Source organism: Baekduia alba (genome assembly GCF_028416635.1).
In the GTDB taxonomy this organism is placed as follows: domain Bacteria; phylum Actinomycetota; class Thermoleophilia; order Solirubrobacterales; family Solirubrobacteraceae; genus Baekduia; species Baekduia alba.
Genome location: NZ_CP114013.1, coordinates 3,530,360 through 3,550,078 on the forward strand (window position 1 = coordinate 3,530,360; position 19,719 = coordinate 3,550,078).

Annotated in this window: 15 protein-coding genes, 1 tRNA gene and 1 pseudogene; 5 read left to right on the top strand and 12 right to left on the bottom strand. The window is 71.7% G+C overall.

Features of this window, described 5'->3' with window-relative positions; genetic code table 11:
- Window positions 1-350: 350 nt before the first annotated feature.
- Together lepA and murJ are read right to left on the bottom strand one after the other, a co-directional pair.
- On the bottom strand, window positions 351-2,168 hold the full coding sequence (gene lepA, locus DSM104299_RS17855) for a translation elongation factor 4 (protein ID WP_272472998.1): 1,818 nt from the start codon (window positions 2,166-2,168) through the stop codon (window positions 351-353).
- Between the two features lie 26 nt (window positions 2,169-2,194).
- Entirely contained in the window at window positions 2,195-3,853 is a 1,659-nt protein-coding gene (gene murJ / locus DSM104299_RS17860; protein ID WP_272472999.1) for a murein biosynthesis integral membrane protein MurJ, read from the bottom strand.
- Between the two features lie 138 nt (window positions 3,854-3,991).
- Here murJ and rpsT point away from each other — a divergent pair, with 138 nt between their 5' ends.
- Window positions 3,992-4,261 (top strand): 30S ribosomal protein S20, encoded by a 270-nt coding sequence (rpsT, locus tag DSM104299_RS17865; RefSeq protein WP_272473000.1) that lies wholly within the window; start codon window positions 3,992-3,994, stop codon window positions 4,259-4,261.
- Window positions 4,262-4,358: 97 nt separating this feature from the next.
- On the opposite strand, the gene holA is transcribed toward rpsT, so the two are convergent.
- From holA to leuS, 5 genes are all read right to left on the bottom strand, one after another.
- Complete coding sequence (holA, locus tag DSM104299_RS17870; protein WP_272473001.1) at window positions 4,359-5,336, bottom strand: DNA polymerase III subunit delta; 978 nt, start codon at window positions 5,334-5,336, stop codon at window positions 4,359-4,361.
- A 198-nt stretch (window positions 5,337-5,534) separates the two neighbouring features.
- Entirely contained in the window at window positions 5,535-7,988 is a 2,454-nt protein-coding gene (locus DSM104299_RS17875) for a ComEC/Rec2 family competence protein (protein ID WP_272473002.1), read from the bottom strand.
- The gene (locus DSM104299_RS17880; protein ID WP_272473003.1) at window positions 7,985-8,614 is read right to left on the bottom strand and encodes a ComEA family DNA-binding protein; all 630 of its coding nucleotides are present in this window, start codon (window positions 8,612-8,614) and stop codon (window positions 7,985-7,987) included. The genes DSM104299_RS17875 and DSM104299_RS17880 overlap by 4 nt, the downstream gene beginning before the upstream one ends.
- A gap of 115 nt (window positions 8,615-8,729) precedes the next feature.
- Window positions 8,730-9,584 carry a phosphotransferase enzyme family protein gene (locus DSM104299_RS17885; protein WP_272473004.1) on the bottom strand — a complete coding sequence of 285 codons (855 nt, stop codon included), beginning with the start codon at window positions 9,582-9,584 and terminating at the stop codon, window positions 8,730-8,732.
- A gap of 5 nt (window positions 9,585-9,589) precedes the next feature.
- A complete protein-coding gene (gene leuS / locus DSM104299_RS17890) occupies window positions 9,590-12,064 on the bottom strand; it encodes a leucine--tRNA ligase (protein WP_272473005.1) in 2,475 nt (824 codons plus the stop codon).
- A 176-nt stretch (window positions 12,065-12,240) separates the two neighbouring features.
- Between leuS and DSM104299_RS17895 the strand changes: the two genes are divergently transcribed.
- The 3 genes from DSM104299_RS17895 to DSM104299_RS17905 all read left to right on the top strand — a co-directional run bounded on the left by DSM104299_RS17895 (window position 12,241) and on the right by DSM104299_RS17905 (window position 13,526).
- The gene (locus DSM104299_RS17895; protein WP_272473006.1) at window positions 12,241-12,588 is read left to right on the top strand and encodes a hypothetical protein; all 348 of its coding nucleotides are present in this window, start codon (window positions 12,241-12,243) and stop codon (window positions 12,586-12,588) included.
- A 47-nt stretch (window positions 12,589-12,635) separates the two neighbouring features.
- Window positions 12,636-13,421: an ATP synthase subunit B family protein gene (locus DSM104299_RS17900; protein WP_272473007.1), complete on the top strand. Its 786-nt coding sequence runs from the start codon at window positions 12,636-12,638 to the stop codon at window positions 13,419-13,421.
- A 32-nt stretch (window positions 13,422-13,453) separates the two neighbouring features.
- Window positions 13,454-13,526 (top strand) — tRNA-Ala (locus tag DSM104299_RS17905).
- Window positions 13,527-14,108: 582 nt separating this feature from the next.
- Here the strand turns inward: DSM104299_RS17905 and DSM104299_RS17910 are convergent.
- From DSM104299_RS17910 to DSM104299_RS17920, 3 genes are read right to left on the bottom strand one after another with little or no spacing between them, the layout of a single operon-like run.
- Window positions 14,109-15,569, bottom strand: coding sequence for an APC family permease (locus tag DSM104299_RS17910; protein ID WP_272473008.1), 1,461 nt, complete (start codon window positions 15,567-15,569; stop codon window positions 14,109-14,111).
- 37 nt (window positions 15,570-15,606) lie between these two features.
- A complete protein-coding gene (locus DSM104299_RS17915; RefSeq protein ID WP_272473009.1) occupies window positions 15,607-15,987 on the bottom strand; it encodes a cupin domain-containing protein in 381 nt (126 codons plus the stop codon).
- Entirely contained in the window at window positions 15,984-16,667 is a 684-nt protein-coding gene (locus DSM104299_RS17920) for a pyridoxamine 5'-phosphate oxidase family protein (RefSeq protein ID WP_272473010.1), read from the bottom strand. The genes DSM104299_RS17915 and DSM104299_RS17920 overlap by 4 nt, the downstream gene beginning before the upstream one ends.
- A 155-nt stretch (window positions 16,668-16,822) precedes the next feature.
- On the opposite strand from DSM104299_RS17920, the gene pdxR reads away from it, so the two are divergent.
- Entirely contained in the window at window positions 16,823-18,169 is a 1,347-nt protein-coding gene (gene pdxR / locus DSM104299_RS17925) for a MocR-like pyridoxine biosynthesis transcription factor PdxR (protein ID WP_272473011.1), read from the top strand.
- Between the two features lie 280 nt (window positions 18,170-18,449).
- Here the strand turns inward: pdxR and DSM104299_RS17930 are convergent, their stop codons facing one another.
- Both DSM104299_RS17930 and DSM104299_RS17935 read right to left on the bottom strand, forming a co-directional pair.
- Window positions 18,450-19,466 carry an aldo/keto reductase gene (locus DSM104299_RS17930; protein WP_272473012.1) on the bottom strand — a complete coding sequence of 339 codons (1,017 nt, stop codon included), beginning with the start codon at window positions 19,464-19,466 and terminating at the stop codon, window positions 18,450-18,452.
- 12 nt (window positions 19,467-19,478) lie between these two features.
- Window positions 19,479-19,697, bottom strand: a pseudogene (locus tag DSM104299_RS17935) (aldo/keto reductase); the annotation flags it as partial.
- Between the last annotated feature and the right edge of the window lie 22 nt (window positions 19,698-19,719).

Below are 19,719 nucleotides of genomic sequence, written 5' to 3' on the forward strand. Positions count from 1 at the left end.
ATGGATTATGCCGGCGGCCTTCGATGGCCTTGTTGGTGTGGTCGATCGCCCCACTGAGCGCGTGCCCGTTGTCTCCCAAGGCACGCGTGCCTGAGGCAGGCGAGCTCAGGTCAGGCGAGGGCCCCGGATGCGGTCCCTGCTTCGCGCATCCCCACGGGGGCCGTGCGCACACGAACGAGCCGTGCGCGTGTGGGTTGGTGTCGTGAGTCGACATACGGAGGGAAGCTCCGGACGCTATTCACGAGCTCGCCCGGCGCCAATGCCGATGGCCAATCGCTGCGATCAGCGATCGGCGCGTTCCTTCTGCGGGCGGTCGTCGCCGCGACGACCGACGACGCCGTCGGTCATCCTCACTTCTGCGGGCGGTCGTCGCCGAGTTCCAGCACCGCGAGGAAGGCCTCCTGCGGGACCTCGATGCGGCCGACCTGCTTCATGCGCTTCTTGCCTTCCTTCTGGCGCTCCAGCAGCTTGCGCTTGCGGGAGATGTCGCCGCCGTAGCACTTCGCGGTGACGTCCTTGCGGTAGGCCTTCACGGTCTCGCGGGCCACGATCGCGGAGCCGATCGCGGCCTGGATCGGCACGTCGAACTGCTGGCGCGGGATCTTCGCGCGCAGCTTCTCGGTGAGGTTGCGGCCGATCTCATAGGCCTTGTCCTTGTGCACCACCATGGACAGGGCGTCGACCGGGTCGCCGGCCAGCAGGACGTCGAGCTTGGCCAGGTTCGACGGCCGCAGCCCGAGCACGTCGTAGTCCAGCGACGCGTAGCCGCGGGTGCGCGACTTCAGCTGGTCGAAGAAGTCCAGGACGACCTCGTTCAGCGGCAGGTCGTAGTGCAGCTGCACGCGGTCCGCGCTGAGGTAGTGCATGCCGGCGTGCTCGCCGCGGCGCTCCTGGCACAGCTCCATCGTCACGCCCACGTACTCCTTGGGCAGCAGGATGGAGGCCTTGATGTAGGGCTCGCGAATCTCCTGGATCCGTGCGGGATCCGGCATGTCGGAGGGGTTGTGGACCTCGACGACGTCGCCGTTGGTCAGCGTCACCTCGAAGCTCACCGACGGCATCGTCGCCATCAGCTCGAGGTCGTACTCGCGCTCCAGCCGCTCGCGCACGATGTCCATGTGGAGCAGGCCCAGGAAGCCGCAGCGAAAGCCGAAGCCGAGCGCATCGGAGGTCTCGGGCTCCCACGCCAGCGCGGCGTCGTTGAGCGACAGCTTCTCCAAGGCATCGCGGAAGTCGGCGTAGTCGTCGTTCTCGATCGGGAAGAGCCCGCAGAAGACCATCGGCTTGACCTCGCGGTAGCCGGGCAGCGCCTCGGTCGCGCCGTTGCGCTTGGTCGTCAGCGTGTCGCCGACCCGCAGCTTGGTGACGTCCTTGATGCCGGTGATGAGGTAGCCGACCTCGCCGGCGGCCAGCTCCGCGACGGGCGTCATCGCCGGGGTGAAGAAGCCGATGTCGTCGATGTCGGCCTCGGTCGACGTGGCGATCGCGCGGATCGCCTCGCCCTTGCGGAAGACGCCGTCGACGACGCGGATGTAGGCCACCACGCCGCGGTACTGGTCGAACTGCGAGTCGAAGATCAGCGCGCGCGCCGGGGCGTCGCGGTCGCCGTCGGGCGGCGGGACGCGCTGGACGAGCTGTTCCAGTACCTCGGTCACGCCCTCCCCGGTCTTGCCGGAGATGATCAGGATCGACTCGGGCTCCTCGCCGATCAGCTCGGCGACCTCGCCGGCGACGCGCTCTGGCTCGGCGCCCGGCAGGTCGATCTTGTTCAGGCACGGGATCAGCTCGAGCCCGGCCTCGACGGCGAGGTAGGTGTTGGCCACCGTCTGGGCCTCGACGCCCTGGGAGGCGTCGACGACGAGCAGCGCGCCTTCGCACGCGTTGAGCGACCGCGAGACCTCGTAGGTGAAGTCGACGTGGCCGGGCGTGTCGATGAGATGGAGCTGGTAGGTGTTGCCGTCGCGCGACGTGAAGTACACGCGGACGGCCTGGGACTTGATCGTGATCCCGCGCTCGCGCTCCAGGTCCATCGAGTCGAGCAGCTGCTCGCGCATGTCGCGGGAGGCGACCGTCTGGGTCATCTCCAGGATGCGGTCGGCCAGGGTCGACTTCCCGTGATCGATGTGGGCGATGATCGAGAAGTTGCGGATGCGGCTCTGGTCGGACAAACGGCCGCCCAGGATAGAGGCCGCGGTCAGCCGGCCGCCAGGCGGCCCCGCACGAGGCGGCGCAGCTGCTCGGCCTCCGGGATCCGCATCGCGAGCACCACGTAGGTGTAGGCGACGGCGCCGAGCGCCAGCCCGCCGCCGACCGAGATGATCTGGCCGAGCAGGCCGCGGCCGAAGACCCAGTCCAGGCAGCCCCAGGACACCCACGCGACGATCCCGAACCAGGCCGCCGAGATCAGCATCCCGAAGACCATCTCGGCCGTCTCGCGGAAGTGGAGGCTGCCGTGGACCTCGCCGCGCAGCACGTAGAACTGCGCGCCGGCCATCGCGATGTCGGCGATCGCCGTCCCGGCCACGATCCCGCCGACGCCGAACCCGAGCAGCACGAAGACGATGGAGACGCCGACGTTGACGACGAGGTTGGCGACGCTCAGGTAGGTGACCAGCCACGGGCGCTGGAGGCTGAAGAACGTGCGGGTCAGCAGCAGGTTCACGCCGCTGAACGGGAGGCTGAAGGAGAACCAGAACAGCGCCGTCGCGACGAGCTGGGTGTCGCTGGGCGTGAACGCGCCGCGCTGGAAGACCAGGCGCGTGATCGGCACGGAGAGCACGAGGGTCGCCGCCGTCGCGGGGAGCAGCATGAGGAAGATGAGCCGCAGGCCGCTGTCGACCGAGCCGCGCAGGCCCGCGAAGTCGCGCCGCGCGGCGAGCCGGCTGAGCTGCGGGAACAGGACCGTCGCGATCGCGACCGAGAACATTCCCTGTGGGAGCATGTACACGCGGAACGCGTTGTCGATGGCGCGCGGCGCGTCGGTCGAGACGTAGGACCCGAGCACGGCGTTGGCGAACACGTTGAAGTTGATGAGGCCGAGGCCGAGCGTGACGGGGAGCATCAGCAGGAAGACCTGCTTGACGCGTGGATCGCGGTAGTCGAAGGACCACTCGAAGTGGAAGCCGACGGTCCTCAGCACCGGCAGGGCCATGAAGAACTGCACGACGGTCGCGACCAGGATCCCGAGCGCGTAGGCGTACATCTGCGCGTCGCCGTGGAACAGCGGGCGCGAGAACACCAGGAAGATCATGATCACGACGTTCCAGATCAGCGGCGAGAGCGCCGGGATCGTGAAGTGGTCGTAGGCCTGCAGGATCCCGACGGTCAGCCCGTTGAGGCCGAGGATCAGGACGATCGGGAACATCACGCGGCTCAGCCCGACGGCCAGCGAGTCCAGATGCGCGTCGAACTTGTCGCCCGTGAAGATCGGGACGATGAAGCCCGCGCCGAGGATGAACAGGGCGACGATCGCGCCGAGCCCCGCGAGCATGACCATGAACAACGTGGAGGCCAGCCGGAACGCCTCGCGCTTGCGGTCCTCCTCGAGCAGCTCGGTGAAGACGGGGACGAACGCGGCGCTGAGCGCCGAGTCGGCGAAGAGGCTGCGGACCACGTTCGGGATGTAGAACGCGATCGTGAAGGCGTTGATCGGGCCGCCGAGGCCGAAGTACTTGGCGGCGAGGACCTCCCGCATCAGGCCGGCGATCCGGGAGAGGCCCGTGAGGATCGAGAAGATCGCCGTGTTGCGGGCGAACGAGCGGCGGGGCGCTTCGGTCGGAGCCGGGCCGGCGCCGCCGCGCCCGCGCATGCGTGGGGAGCCGGGGCCGTCCACCGGTGGTGCCTCGCTCGTCACTGGGCGGGCATGCTAGGAGGTGGGCCGGGCGAAGGCGCCTGAGGCGGCGCCGGCGGCGGCGCCCCGAGGCGGGACGAGCGGAGGCGTCTGGGGCGGGCCGCGTCGCCGGCGCGAGCCCGCTAGAATGCTCGGTCGCTCATGGCGAACATTCACTCGCAGAAGAAGCGCATCCTCCGGGCCGAGCGTGAGCGCCTGGAGAACCGCCGCTACACGTCGACCATCAAGACCTACTTCCGCCGCCTCGAGGTTGCGGTTGGCGAGGGCGAGGACGCGACGGCTGACGTCGAGCATCGCGCCTTGATCCAGACGATCGACAAGGCCGTCAAGCGCGGCGCCCTGCACCGCAACACGGGCGCCCGCAAGAAGTCCCGCGCCGCCCGCGTGCGCGCCGGGCAGCCGTCGGCCTAAGCGCTTCACCCACATCTCGCGCCGTGCTTCTGCGGCCCCCGGAGTGTTCTGGGGGCCGTTTTCGCGTTGGTCGCCGGGCGCGCGGCGGAATCGAACCTCAGTGCGCGGCGGCCATCCGACCCAGGGCGCGGATGGTGGCGGTGTCGGGATCGAGGTCGCCCATGCCGCGGGTCTGGAGCTCGAGGTCGGCCAGCGTCTCCAACGCCCGCCGGAGCATCTCCGGGTCGGTGCCGCGAGCCTCCTTGATGCGGCGGTCCAGCGCCCACGGGCTGCCCTTGGTCGACGACTTCACCTGCGCGGGTGACTCGCCCGCCTCCAGCCGGTCGGCGATCGTGAGCACCTCGCGCAGCCGGCGCGCCATCAGCGGGATCAGCCGGCCGATCGCCTCGCCCTGCTCGCGCAGCTCGAGGAACGAGCGGAAGACCGTGCGGCGGTCGCGGGCGACGAGCGCGTCGACCAGGCCCCAGACCTGGATCTCGGCCGAGTCGGCCGCCGCGTCGGTCACGTCGTCGGCAGTGAGCCGGGCGCCTGGGCCGTGCTCGAGCGTGAGCTTCTCCAGCTCGCGCAGCAGCCGCTGCTGACGGTCGCCGACCTGGGCGACGAGCACCTGCGCGGCCCCGGGCTCGAGCTCGAGCCCGAGCCGCTTGGCCTCGGCCTGCACCCACTTCGGCAGCTCGCGCGACTTGACCGTCGCCTGCTCGATGACGTCGCCGCCGGCCTTGGCCACCGCCTTCGGCAGCGCCGCGGGCACCTTCGCCCGGCCGTCCTCGCGCGCGAAGAACGCGACGGTGGTGTCGGGCGCGAGGTTGGCGAGCGCCGGCACGACGTGCGCGTCGACGTCGGCCTGCTTCCAGCGCTCGGCGCCGTCGACGACCACGAAGCGACGCCCGATCGCGAACGTCATCGCGCTCAGCGCGAGCCCGACGTTCTCCGGCGTCGACGCGTCGCCGTCGATGACCTCGAGACCGCCGGCGCCGCTCTCGGCCTCCGCGCGCCCGCGCAGGGCCGCCCGTCGTTCGGCGATCCGGCCGTGGTCGTCGCCGTGGATGAGGTACGCGGGCTTCCAGGTCGCCATCGAGGAGGCAGTCTAGTGTCGGTGAGTCGGAAATTCGGGCGCAGCAGCTGGGATGCTCGGCCCCGTCTGACGGTCGTCGATGACCGCAGGTGAACCCCTGTTCATCGAGGATCAGCGGCGAGCGTCAGGCGGCGGCGAGCGCCGAGATGCTGCCCACGGAGTTGATACTCAGGGACACTCTGGTGAGGAAGCGACCGGTCAGCCCTCCGCGGCGACGCTCGCACCACCGCCTCGGAGGTCGACCCGGAGCGTGCCGTCCTGGTCGGTTCGGCGGACGACCGGGACCGCGGCGCGGAGTGCCTGGAGGGTCGCCGGCGTCGGGTGCCCGTAGGTGTTGCGCGCGCCGACCTCGATCAGCGCGACGCGCGGCCGCAGCCGGTCGAGCAGCGCGGGCAGCCCGTCGTCGGCGCTGCCGTGGTGGCTGACCTTGAGGACGTCGACCGGCGGGAGGTCGAGGGGCCCGAGGACGTTGGACTCGGCGTCGGCGGTGAGCAGCGCGGTCGCGCCGAAGGCGTCGGCGAGCGCGACGATCGCGCGGTCGTTGGGGTCGGTGCCGGGCGCGGCGGGATCGGCAGGCGGCCACAGGACGCGGAGCCGGAGCGCGCCCGCGCGCAGGACCTGGCCGGCCTGGGCCGCGACCACATGGGTGGAGCGGCGCCCGGCGGGCCCGTCGATGGCGGTCGACGTCGGCGACCGGTCGCCGCCGCGCCCGTCGAGGAGCACGTCGGTCGGCAGCGCGGACAGCACGGCCGGCGCGCCGCCGTCGTGGTCGGCCTGCGGGTGCGTGACGACGAGCGCGTCGAGGCGCCGCACGCCGGCGCGGCGCAGCTCGGTCACGATCGCGGTCCCCGGCGGGCCGGCGTCGACGAGCACGGCGTGGTCGCCGGCCTGGAGGAGCGTCGCGTCGCCCTGGCCCACGTCGAGCGCCGTGACCCGGAGGTCGCCCTCGGGCGGCGGCGCGAGCGCCCGCGGCGGGACGAGCGCCGGCGCCACGGCGGCGAGCACCGCCACGGCGACGGCGGCCGCGAGCAGCGCGCGCCGGTTGGGCGAGCCGGCCCGCCACCGGCGCCGGCGCGGCTCGGCGCCGTCGGGCAGCATCAGCCCGGCGCCGGGCGGGCCGCCACGCTCGGGCGCGCTCCCGCCGAGGGCCGCGCGCTTCCACGTCAGAGGCTCCGCCGCCGGTTCGTCGTCGCCCGGCGTGCGACGCGGCGCGGCGATCAGCGCCGCGGCCAGCGCGCACAGGATCGTCAGCCCGGCCAACGGGACGGCGACCTGGGCGCCCGGCGCGGCGGCCGCCAGCCGCGCCAGGCCCACCATGTATCCGAGCAGCGGCCCGGTGACGAGGACGAGCGGGGCGCCCAGCGCCGGTGCCACCTGGGCGAGCGCCGCGGCCGTCATCCCCAGCCACATGATCGGCGCGACGGCCGGCGCCGCCAGCACGTTGGCCGGCAGCCCCACGAGCGAGGACCGGCCGAAGTGGATCGCGATCAACGGCGCGGTCGCCAGCGTCGCGGCGACGGTGACCGCGACGGCTTCGGCCGCCGCGCCCGGCAGCCCACGCGCGCGGAGGCGGTCCCGGGCCGGCGCGGCCAACGCCGCGATCCCGACCACCGCCGCGAAGCTCAGCTGCCATCCGGGATCGGCGGCGGTTCGCGGATCGAGCGCGAGCGTCACCGCCGCGGCCGCCAGCAGCGCGTACCAGCGGCTCGCCGGTCGACCGGCGAGCGCGGCCACGATCGTCGCGGCGCCCATGACGCCTGCCCGCTGGATCGACGGTCCGCCGCCCGCCAACGGCACGTACATGATGATCAACGCCAGCACGATCGCCCAGCGCGCACGGATGCCGAGGCCTGCGAGCGTGCACAGCCCGAGCGCCAACGCGGCGAGCAGCGCGACGTTCTGCCCGCTGGCGGCCGTCAGGTGGCTGAGGCTCGCCGCGGTGAACGCGTCGTGGAGATCGCTCGGCATCGCGGCGTCGTCGCCGAGCACCATCCCCCGCAGCAGCGCCGCTTCGCCGACCGGGAGCTGTCCACCAAGAACGCGCTCGGCGCGCCGCCGCACCCCGTCGACCACGCCCAGCGGGCCGCCACGGCGTCGGCCCGTCGGCGCCAGCTCGCTCACGCGCAGCGTCGCGTGGGCCCGGACCGCCGCGGCGGCGAGATCCGGCACGCGCAGCTTCCCGCGCACGCGCACCATGTCCCCCACCGTGGGCAGCGCCGCCCGCTCGCCCGCCAGCCACCAGCTCGGCACCCGCAGCAGCACGGGCTCGCCGCGCCAGCGCACCAGCGCCTTCGCCCCGCCGTAGGCGTCGGGCCGCGGCGGCGCCAGGACGGTCGCCTCCCCGGCCACCGCGCGACCGAAGTCCGCGCCGAGCGCCGTGCGCTCCAGGCTCGCCGTCCGCGCCTGTCCTGCCCACGCGCCGCCGATCAAGATGATGGCGAACGCGAGCGCCGCCGCCGGCCGGCGCACGATCGGCACGGCCAACGCGCCGAAGGCGACGGCCAGCGCCCCGACCGCGATCACCGATGCCGGCGCTCGCGGCCCGAGCAGCAGCCCGACGACGACCAGCGCCAACGCGACGTGGCGCGGATGCCGGCCGCCTGCATCGGCGACCAGCGGGCGCCACCGACGCACGATCGCCACGCCGCTCACGCCGTCACCTGCGCCCGCAGCGACTCCAGCTTCTTCGGTCCGATGCCCGCGATCTGCGCGAGGTCGTCGACCGACGAGAACCCACCGTGCTGCTGGCGGAACTCGAGGATCTTCTGCGCGGTCGCCGGCCCGACGCCGTCCAGGGTGTCGAGCTGCTCGGCGGTCGCCGAGTTGAGGTTGACGGGCCCGGACGACGGAGCCGCACCGCCACCGCCCTCCGTCGCGGCCCCAGCCGCCGGCGCGGCGACGCCGGCCCTCCCCTTCCGCGGGACCACGACCTGCTGCCCGTCGGTGACCTTCGCCGCCAGGTTGATGGCCTGGAGATCCGCGTGCGCGGTCGCGCCCCCGGCCCGGGCGATCGCGTCCTGCACGCGCTGTCCCGCGCGCAGCCGATAGACGCCCGCGCGCCGCACCGCGCCGACGACGTGGACCGTCGCGCTCGTTTCACGCGCGGGCGCCGCGGAGACCGACGCGCCGCCGCTCGCCGTCGTCGTCCGCGCCGCGGCCGGCGCGACCGCCTGCGCCGCCCCACCGTCGGAGCGCAGCACACGCCACCCGAGCAACACCACCAACACGCAGCACGCCGCGTAGGCGGCGGCCTCGGTGCGGGTGAGATCGAACGGCACCCGGCCACCGTAGACCGAGAACTACAACAAGAGACACGCGGTTCGTCACGACATCCCGCAGACTTCGTGCCAAGACTCCCCGACCGGCGGTCTCGCGTCAGAGGACGCGCTTACATCAAGCGCTGTCCTGCGTCTGCGACCGACGCTGGGCCGCGAACGCTCCCCAGATGGTCGTGTAGAGGAGGTGTGCTGCGATGAAGTCCTCGAGCGCTGCGAGGTCCGGTCCGCCGTGGGCACGGAGCAGGTCAGCCACGAACGCCTCGCCCGCACCGCGGGCGCGCGCATCGACGACGAGCCCCGCGACGTCCCAGTGGACGGGACCGACGCAGACGTCTTCGAGGTCGTTCCAGAGGAGCCCGCCGCCGGTGCGGAGCAGGTTCGACATCGACGCGTCGCCGTGGATCGCCTGCGCGGGGAGCGCGCTCTCGAACACCGTGGGGCTCAGCGCTTCGAGGCGGGAGCGCAGCGCATCTCTGTCCTGCGCGGAGAGCCGCGGCGACGGCCGCAACGCGGCGGCCAGGCGGTCGAGCCAGTCGCGCACGTCGGTGAGCGGCCCGAGCTCGCCTGGGAAGTCGGCGAGCGCGGCGTGCAGCTCGCGCAGCGCGCCGCCGAGCTCATCCGCGCGCGGCAGCACCCCGGAAGCGTCGTGCTCGACGAAGTCCCAGAACGTCATCCAGAGCCCGTCATGCTCATGAGGCCCCGGTGCGAGCACATCGGTGGGGGCCACGGCCAGGGCCCGCTCTCCGAGGAACGCCCCGACGGCGACCTCGCCGGCCAGCCATCGCTCGAGGTCGCCGTGCAGCACCGCCGTGCCGGTCATCACCCGTGCGATGACCGGAGCGGGCTTGAGATGGACCATCACGTTGCTGCCGTCACCCACCACGACCGCGTCGTCGCAGGCGACCGCATGGGCGAGCGCGACCGCCCGGGCCGCCGCCAAGGCGCGCGCGGTACCGGGCTTCGCCGCCATGGCGCTCAGCCTCGGACCACCACGTTCACCAACTTGCCCGGAACCACGATCTCCTTGACCACGTCCTTGCCATCCACGTGGGCCACCACGTTGGGCAGCCCGCGCGCCAGCGTCAGCAGGTCGTCCTTCGACGCGCTCGTCGGCGCCTCGACCCGATCGCGCACCTTGCCGTTGACCTGGACGACCAGCTCGAACGTGTCCGCCTCCAGGTACCCGGAGTCCGCGGCGGGCCACGGCTCCTCCCAGACGCGACGCCCGGTGAGCAACATGTACGCGTCGGCCGTCACGTGCGGCGCGAACGGGAACATCAGCGACGAGGCCGTCGCCAGCGCGAAGCGGACCGTGCCCGCATCGGCCTCGCCGCGCTTCTCGGCGGTGACCTCGTTGAACATCTCGCGCACCGCGGCGATCGCCGTGTTGAACGAGAAGCGCTGGTCCATGTCGTTGGTGACCTTGTCGATCGCCCAGTTGACCTTGCGCAGGATGCGCACCGCGTCGGCGTTGGGCTCGTCGGGCAGCGGGTCGTCGGGCAGCTGCTCGGCGGCCTCGGCCGACACGCGCCACAGCCGCGACAAGAACCGGTGCATGCCCTCGACGCCGCTGTCGCTCCAGTCGGCGTCCTGGTCGGGCGGGCCGATGAACAGGATGTACGCGCGCGCGGTGTCGCTGCCGAAGCGCTCGACGATCGGCGCGGGCGCGACCACGTTCCCCTTGGACTTGGACATCTTCGCCCCGTCCTTGGTGATCATGCCCTGCGTGAAGAGCCGCGCGAACGGCTCGTCCGCGTTCAAGTGCCCCATGTCGCGCAGCGCCTTGATGAAGAACCGCGCGTACAGCAGATGGAGGATCGCGTGCTCGACGCCGCCGATGTACTGATCGACGGGCATCCAGTGGTTGAGGACCGCCGGATCCCAGGCGGCCGCGTCGTTCTTGGAATCCGTGTAGCGCAGGAAGTACCAGGACGAGTCGACGAACGTGTCCATCGTGTCGGTCTCGCGCCGGGCCGGGGCGCCACACGAGGGGCAGGCGACGTTGACCCAGTCCTCGGCGGCCGCGAGCGGCGACTTGCCCTTGGGCTTGTAGTCGCTGATGTCCGGCAGGACGACGGGCAGCTGGGCGTCGGGGACCGGGACCATCCCGCACTTGTCACAGTGGATGATCGGGATCGGGCAGCCCCAGTAGCGCTGGCGGGAGAGCAGCCAGTCGCGCAGGCGGTAGTTGACCGAGCGGTGGCCCTTGCCCTCGCGGTCCAGCCAGTCGACGATCCGCTCCAGCGCCTCCTCCTTGTAGAGGCCGTCGAACTCGGGATGCGAGTTGACCAGCGGGCCGCGCCCGGTGAACGGCAGCGCGTCGCCGCCTTCCGGATCGGCGACGACGCGCTTGATCGGCAGGTCATAGGCCTTGGCGAACGCGTGGTCGCGCTCGTCGTGGCCCGGCACCGCCATGATCGCGCCGGTGCCGTACTCCATCAGGACGTAGTCGGCGACGTACATCGGCAGCAGCTCGCCGTTGACGGGGTTGACGACGTGACGGCCCAGGAACACGCCGGTCTTGGGCTTCTCGACGTCGCCGCGCTCCTCGATCGACTCGCCGACCGCGTGGTTGACGTAGGCGCGGACCTCGTCCTCGCGGCCGGTGCCGGCGATCAGGCGCTCGATGTCGGGGTGCTCGGGCGCCATGACGAAGAACGTCGCGCCGAACAGCGTGTCCGGGCGGGTGGTGAAGACGGGGTAGTCGATCGGGTGGGCGGGGTCGACGTCGTCGCAGCGGAACGTGACCTCGGCGCCCTCGGAGCGCCCGATCCAGTTGCGCTGCATCGTCTTGACGTGCTCGGGCCAGCTGATCGTGTCGAGGTCGTCGACCAGCTGGTCGGCGTAGTCGGTGATCCGGAAGAACCACTGCTCGAGCTGGCGCACTTCGACCTCGTGGCCGCAGCGCTCGCAGCGCCCGTCGATGACCTGCTCGTTGGCCAGGACCGTCGCGTCGTTCGGACACCACTTGACCGCGGCCTCCTTGCGGTAGGCCAGGCCGCGCTCGAACAGCTGCAGGAAGATCCACTGCGTCCACCGGTAGTAGGTGGGCTCGTGGGTCGCCAGCTCCCGCGACCAGTCGATCGAGATGCCCCACTCGCGGAACTGCTTCTGGAAGGAGCGGATCGCGGCGTCGGTGGACTCGCGCGGGTGCTGGCCCGTGCGGATCGCGTGGTTCTCGGCGGGCAGGCCGAACGCGTCGTAGCCCATCGGATGCAACACGCGCTTGCCCGTGCGGCGGTGGAAGTGCGCGACCGCGTCGCCGACCGAGTACACCTTGAGGTGGCCGATATGCGGCTCCCCGCTCGGGTAGGGCAGCATCTCCAGGACATAGGACTTCTCGGCGCCGTCGCGGGCCGCGTCGTTCGAGACCTCCCACGTGCGCTCGTCGGCCCAGACCCGCTGCCAGCGGGGCTCGATCTCATGCGGGTCGTAGCGGTGTTCGGCCACGACCCGCAGGCTACAGCGACGACCCGGATTGCCGATCTACGGGGAGAGCCGCCATGCCCAAGCCCCTTCGCCGCCTCCTCCGCTCCCGCCGTGCCCGTCGCGGTTCGAGCGTGCGCCTCATGGCCGCGGTCCCGCTTCCCGCCTAGTCCGGGCGGCGCGTACGATGGCGGCCGCCCATGGCCGCCGCCGAGAACGTCACCGTCGATGCGCTGCTGCGCGACCCCACGCCCGCCGAGGTCAGCGAGGGCCTGGAGCGCAACCCCGGCTCGGGCCGGCTGGCCGAGCGCGGCTGGCAGCCGCTGTGGTTCGAGGTGCGCGTCGCCGTCGGCGACGACCACGACCACGAGTTCATCCACTCCTTGGTCTGGCGCGAGCCCGGACGCGCAGCCTCCGAGGTCGCCGAGGAAGAGCTCAGCCACGCGCTGGACGAGGCGCTGCGCAACCTGCGCGACCTGGAGGGCTACGACGTCTGGCCCGAGGACGTCGGCGCGCCGGCGGTGCGGATCGAGGTTGCCGGCGGCTGACGCCGTTCTTGCGGGCGCGACGCCGTGTCGTGCCTACCATTTCGCCGATGGCGGATCGTCCCGAGGACCCTGAGTACGGCGCGGAGCTCGACGAGCTGTTGTCGTCGCTGGGCTCGTCGCGGCCGATGAGCGAGATCTCGGTCGCCTCCGCGAAGGTCGCGGCGATCGTCGAGGCCGCTGAGCGCGCCGCCGAGGACCTGCGGCTCAAGACCGAGGAGCGCGTGCGCCAGCGGATCGCCGAAGCCGACCGCGCCGCCGACCTGCGCGTCGAGGCCGCCGAGGCCGAGGCGCGGGAGATCGTTGAGCAGGCGCGCCGCGACGCCGAGGCGCTGATCAGCCAGGCGCGCCACGACGTGCAGGGCGTTCACGACGAGGCGGCGCGAGCGCGCAACGACGCCGAGGCCGAGGCCGCGCGCGTGCACGTCGAGGTCGAGACCTACGCCAAGGACGCCAAGCAGGCCGCCCGCGACGACGCCCGTTCGATCGTCGGCGAGGCCCACTCCGCCGCCCGCGGCGTGCTGACCGACGGCACCGAGCTGTCCGGCCACCTGCAGGAGCTCAGCGACTCGCTGCGCCGCAACGCCGAGCGGCTGCTCAACGACGTCAAGCTCGCGCACGCGCGTCTGACCGCGGATCTCGACCAGGCCGCGCCCGGCGGCGTGGACACCGCACCGCGCGCGTCGCGGGGACCGGACGCGGCCACCGGCGCCCCGGCGTCTCCCGGCTTCGCCTCACGCCCCTCGGCCCCCACGCCATCCCGCCGCGGCGCCGGCGCCGGCTCCGGCTCCGACGACGACTTCGAGATCCCCGAGTTCCTGCCCGGCCGCCGATGACCCCTCCCGGGTGTTAAGATGACCGTCGACCTGGGGCCATAGCTCAGCTGGGAGAGCGCCTGCATGGCATGCAGGAGGTCGGGGGTTCGAGCCCCCCTGGCTCCACTACACGAAACCCCTGCTGATGCGGGGGTTTCGTCGTTCCAGAGCGACCGGTTTGGGCCGGATTCGGGCTTGATTTTCAGGCACTAGCAGGCACAACGTCTGGTGGACACGCGGTTGAGGCACGCCCGCGAAGTCCCTCATCGGCACCCCGTGTCGCGAAGTGCGTCGTCACGACAGCTCGTCCAAGAGCTCCGCATCGAGAGGTCGGCCTTGACCAGCAACGCGGGGAGCGCCTTCGGCTGCGACGGCGGATGACTGCCCCAACGAGGACACGAGCATGTCGATCGCGCTCTGGTGGAAGAAGTCGATGGCGTCAAGGTCGTCGCCGCGCTCGCCTCAGACACCGATCTTCAGCTCGTGCTGCGACGACCTGGCGGCCGACCCGGCGTTCGGAAACCGCTGGGCGATGGCGCTCGGAGCCATCCGCGGCATCGCGGTGCCGCGGCTCCGCGGACACCCGACCGACGCGGTCTGGCGACAGTGGGCGTTCGCGCGTTGGGAGCTCGTCCGCTTCCCGCCGGCGAGTAGGACGGGCGACCGCTCAGGTCACCGTGCGCTGGGCGTTCTCCAGGACCTTCACCATCACGCGCTCACCGTCATCGCGGGTGGCGTGGCGAGCTCACGGTCGAGGCTCTCCTCGTCGACCGTTCCGACCCGTCGCACCGATTCCGGTCGGCCGAAGCGCAGGGCCAGGAAGACCAACCCGCCCACCACCATCAGGCCGAGGAAGACGTAGGGGAGGATGTTGAACGGATAGGGCGGGACGGGGGTCAGGTTCGCCACATAGGTGGCGATCATCGCCGCCACACCCACCGTCGCCGCGGTCAGCACGCCGAGACGGATTCGCCGGCGCTCGCGGTACAGGAGGACGACGGCGCCGACCGCGACGAGGACGTAGGCGAAGATGAACCCGAACGTCGCCGGCGTCGCGATGTAGGAGAAGACCTCGACCGGGCTCGCGTTCGCGACGTACTTCATGATCAGCGAGACGACGAACAGGAACGGCGCGATCGTCAGGATCCCGACGTGCGGCGTGCGGCGCACCGGGTGAGTTCGGCCGAACGCCGCCGGCGCCACACCCTCGCGCGCCATCGTGTACAGCATCCGCGAGAGGGCGTTCACCGAGGCGAGCATGACCGCGAAGAAGCTGAACCCGAGTCCGAGCGCGATCGGGTACTTCAGGAAGCCGAGCCCGACCCAGTCGCCCAAGACGGCGGTCGGCGCGTCGGCCGTCGCGATGTTCTCGTTCAGGTGGTGGTAGCCGAGCGTCTCGACGTAGAAGGAGAGCATGTAGATCACGCCCGCCAAGCCGATGGTCAGGAGGATCACCCGGGGGATCGCACGGTGAGGGTCGCGAGCCTCCGCACCGAGCGACGCACCCGACTCGAAGCCGACGAACGCCGTGACCGAGAGGGTGATCCCGAGGAAGAGGTCGTGCACCGAGACGCCCTTGAGGTGCAGCTGGGCCGAGTCGATCACGGTTCCCGCCTTCACCACCGTCGCCACCAGGACCACGCCGAGCAGGGCGATCGAGAACGCCTCCAGCAGGAGCGCGGCCCGCGTCGACACCCGCGCCCCGAAGTAGGCCATCCCGGTGGCCACGGCCGCGAACACGAACCAGAGGACGATCTGCACGGCGGTTCCTTCGCCGATGACCTCGCCGACGAACTGGGCGCCGATCATCGGCATCGCCACCGCCAGGCCGACGTAGGCGATCAGCAGGGCCCACCCGGTCAGGAAGGCCGGTGCCCTGCCCAGCGATCTGGCCGCGTACGTGTAGAGCGACCCCGAGGTCGCGACCCGCCGACCGAACAGCGCGACGCAGTAACCGACCCCGAGCACCCCGACGAGGGCGATCAGCATCGAGAGCCAGGATCCGTTGCCGGCCGACTCCGCGACCAGCACCGGGGCGATCGCCACCACCGTCGCCATCCCGGTGTTGCCGACTGACTGTCCGAAGATCTCCAATGGTCCGAGTACCTGATTGTCAAGGCCATTCGACTTACCAGCTTCGTCTTGCATTCGTTCCTCTCCATTCCCCAAGAACAGCGTTCCCTGAACGACTCTTGCTGAACGACTCTTACTCGTAAACGGCCCACACCTTGCGGTACGGCGTCAGGCTCCTCCACACTCCGGAGGTGCCTCTCGGCGTCACCACGACGTTCCCGGGCGAAGCCCTCACCACCGAACCGTCGGATGCGGTGATCTCGACCTCGCCCTCGAGGATCAGCGCGACCTCGTGATGCGCCCACACGATCTCGCGGTGCAACGACTGCCGGCGGGTGAGGCCGAAGGTGAAGCGACCGTCGGGGGAGGCGAAGGCCGTCAGCTCCTCGCCCGGCGGATCGCCCTTGCCCGGCGCCGGCGTCGCGACGCTCCACGGGACTTGCAACGGGTCCACCACGTGGATGGAGTCGCGCGAGCGCACCTCGCTCGTTTCGCTGCCGTCACGCCCCGTCATCGGGATCCGCTCCGCTCGGGACGACGCGCCCGGACGAGCGCCAGCGCGGCCGCCGAGACGGCGATCCCGTCCCTGAGCGCCGGGTCCGGCAGGGGCTCCCCCAGCTCGGTCGAGATTGGGATCTGCCCGGCCCAGACGTCGAGCTCGCCGTCCTCGCCGTCGCCGTCGTCCGGCCCGCCGGATCGGACCTTGGCCGAGGCTTCGTCGATCGGCATCACGACGATGCTGGTCGCCTTCAGCTCCTTGCGGCTCGGCTGGCGGACCTCGGCCCAGCGGCCCGGGATCAGCCGCTCCATGAAGGCCTCGAGCGCCAGCCGCTTCTCGGCCTCCTCGCCGACGGCGGACATCTCGCCGAGCAGGATCGCGCTGCGGTAGTTGATGTCGTGTTCGAAGGCCGAGCGCGAGAGGACGATGCCGTCGAGATGGGTCACCGTGAGGCAGGCAGGGAGGCCGCCGTCGACGGCCCGCAGCGCTCGGCTCGCCGAGGAGCCGTGGACGTAGACGAGGTCGCCGACTCTCGCGTGGAGGGTCGGGATCGCGAACGGCTGGCCGCGGTCGACGAACCCGAGGTGGGCGACCAGGCCGGCGTCGAGGATCGAATCGATGGTCCCGCGGTCGTAGCGGGCGCGCTTGTGTTCGCGTACGAGGCGAACGCGGTTGCTTGGTGCGGCTCCGGTCATCGGGCGATCCTAGTAGCGTCTGGTCCTATGAACCAGGGCCAGATTGAGGGCTGTCGATGAGGCCAGATTTTCGACCGCCGGGAGCGGGCGCAGACGGCGAGGTCGGCCTCGTGCGCGAGCTGACGCTCCGCCTCGACCGGACCGACCGCGAACCCTTGAGACGCCAGCTGGAGACCGTCTTGCGCGAGGCGATGCGGGCAGGAAGCCTGGCGGCGGGAGCGAGGCTGCCGTCCTCGCGCGACCTGGCGCGCCAGCTCGGCGTGTCCCGGGGAGTGGTCGTGGACGCCTATGGGGCGCTCGGGGCGCAGGGCTTCCTGCGCCTGCGGGAGCGGGCGGCGCCGACCGTCGCCAGCCGACCGGATTCCCCCGCTGGCCAGCACGCCGACGAGCAGCCCCCGATCGCGCCTCCACCGCGGTTCGACTTCGCCGCCACCACGCCCGACGTCTCCCTGCTGGACCGCAGAGCGTGGATCCGAGCGCTCGAGCGCTCGCTCCGCGACGCGCCCGACGCGGCCCTGGACTACGGAGATCCCCGCGGCGACCTAGGCCTCCGGCGCTGCCTGGTCGACTACCTCGGACGGGTCCGCGGCGTGGTCGCCACGCCCTCGCAGGTCGTCGTCGTCCAAGGGTTCAGCCAGGCGATCGACCTCGCCTTCCGGGTGCTGGCCGCCGCCGGCGCGCGCCGGGTCGCGTTCGAGGACCCCTCCCACGACGAGCAGTGGGTTGCAGCGCGGCGAGCGGGGCTCGAACCGGTGCCGGTCCCGGTGGACGGTGACGGCATCCGCATCGAGCCGCTGGCCGCTCTCGCTCCGGACGCGGTGGTCGTCACCCCAGCGCACCAGTTCCCGACCGGCGCCGTCCTCGAGTCCTCGCGCCGGCGGGCGCTGCTCGCCTGGGCCGCCCGCAGCGACGCCCTGGTGATCGAGGACGACTACGACTCCGAGTTCCGCTACGACCGCGCCCCGGTCGGCACGCTGCAGGGGCTCGATCCGAGCCACGTGCTCTACGTCGGCACGGTCTCCAAGACCCTCGCACCCGCCCTGCGCCTCGGCTGGTCGGTCGTCCCGGCCAAGCTCCTGGACCGCTTCGTCGAGGCGAAGCGCTACGCGGACTCGGGCTCCCCTGCCCTCGAGCAGTTGGCGCTCGCGCACCTGATCGACTCGGGCGCCTACGAGCGGGCCGTCCAGCGGGCGAGGATCGCCTACCGTCGCCGGCGCGACGCGCTGCTCGCGGCGCTCGAGGAATCGCTTCCGGACTGCGAAGTCGAGGGGATAGCCGCCGGCCTCCACGTGCTGCTCCGCCTTCCGGCCGGCGTCGGCGCGCCCGAGATCGCCGCCGCGGCCGAGGCGCGCCGCCTGCACGTCCGCCAAGTTGCCGATTTCAGCCTGACCGAGCAAACGGCCTCGCAATCCGCGCTCGTGCTCGGCTACGGGCGCCTGCCCGAGCCCGCGATCGCACCGGCGGTGCGCGAGCTCGCTGCGGCCGTCGCCGACCTCAGCTGACGCTGCCCCCCCCCAGTGGGGGCTGGCGCGGCGTGCGGCGACGTGTGCGCCGTGCATGGCTCCATCACACGGAACCCCCGCTTTTGCGGGGGTTCCGTCGTTGCGGGGGCGCTTGTTTGCGCCGGAGTTGGCTCGGAATTTCAGGCGCTGGTGCCTGGAACCCGAGTACACCCCTGCTATCGGTGACCGCGCGCTGCCGTTCCCGTCGCCGGCCACATCACCCTCGGCGGAGGAGCACTGCATGAGCGGTCGTGGGACTGAGATGACCGGGCTGCGGTGCTCAGCGGCGCCGCAGCTCCGGCGCGAGGACCTGCTCGCCGTAGCTGTTGTCGGCCGGGTTGAGGGTCACGCCTGGGGCGACGATCGCGTCGATGCGGTCCAGGACCTCGGGCGTGAGGACGGCATCGGCCGCGGGCAGCTGGCTCTCGAGCTGCTCCATCGTGCGGGGGCCGATGATCGCCGACGTGACGCCGGGGTGGTTGACGACGAAGGCGATCGCCATCTCGATCATCGACAGGCCAGCGTCGTCAGCGACCTGTGAGAGCTGCTGCACGGCTTCGAGCTTGCGCTGGTTGTCGGGCAACGACATGTCGAAGCGCTTGGCCAGCCGCTGGCGCGCCGGTGACGTCGGCGAGCTGTCGGCGCTCCACGAACCCGACAGCCAGCCGCCCGACAACGGGCTGTAGCTGAGGATGCCCATGCCGTGACGCTGGGCGGTCGGCAGGACGTCGAGCTCGATGCCGCGCACAAGCAGCGAGTACGGCGGCTGCTCGGTGCGGAAGCGTTGCAGCCCGCGGTCGCGCGCGACCCACTGCGCCTCGACGATCTCGCTGCCGGCGTAGGACGAGGAGCCGATCGCGCGGACCTTGCCCTGCGCGACGAGATCGGTCAGCGCGCCGAGCGTCTCCTCGACGTCGACGGCCGGATCGGGACGGTGCACCTGGTAGAGGTCGATGTGGTCGGTGCCCAGGCGCCGCAGCGAGTTCTCGACCTCGCGCACGATCCAGCGGCGCGAGCCGCCGCGCATGTTAGGGTCCTCGCCCATCGGCATGAAGAACTTGGTCGCGAGGACCACGTCGTCGCGGCGGCCCTTGACCGCCTTGCCGACGATCTCCTCCGACTCGCCGGCGCTGTAGACGTCGGCCGTGTCGACGAAGTTGATGCCCTCGTCGAGCGCCTTGTGGATGATCCGGATCGAGTCGTCGTGGTCGGTGTTGCCCCAGGCGCCGAACATCATCGTGCCGAGGCAGAGCCGCGAGACCTGGATGCCGGTGCGGCCGAGCGGCCGGTAGTCCATCGTGTTGCTCCTCTAGTTGAAGTACGTGGGCTGGCGCGGTGTGTAGTGCTCTTCGAGCGCCGCGACCTCGTCGTCGGTGAGCTCGATGTCGAGCGCGGCGACGGCGTCGGCCCGGTGGTGTGGCTTGGTGGCGCCGATGATCGGCGCGTCCACCACCGGGTTGTGTAGCACCCAGGCCATGGCGACGGACGCCATCGAGACCTCCCGCTCCTCTGCGATGCGCTGGACTGCAGCCCAGCGCGATGCGGCTGAC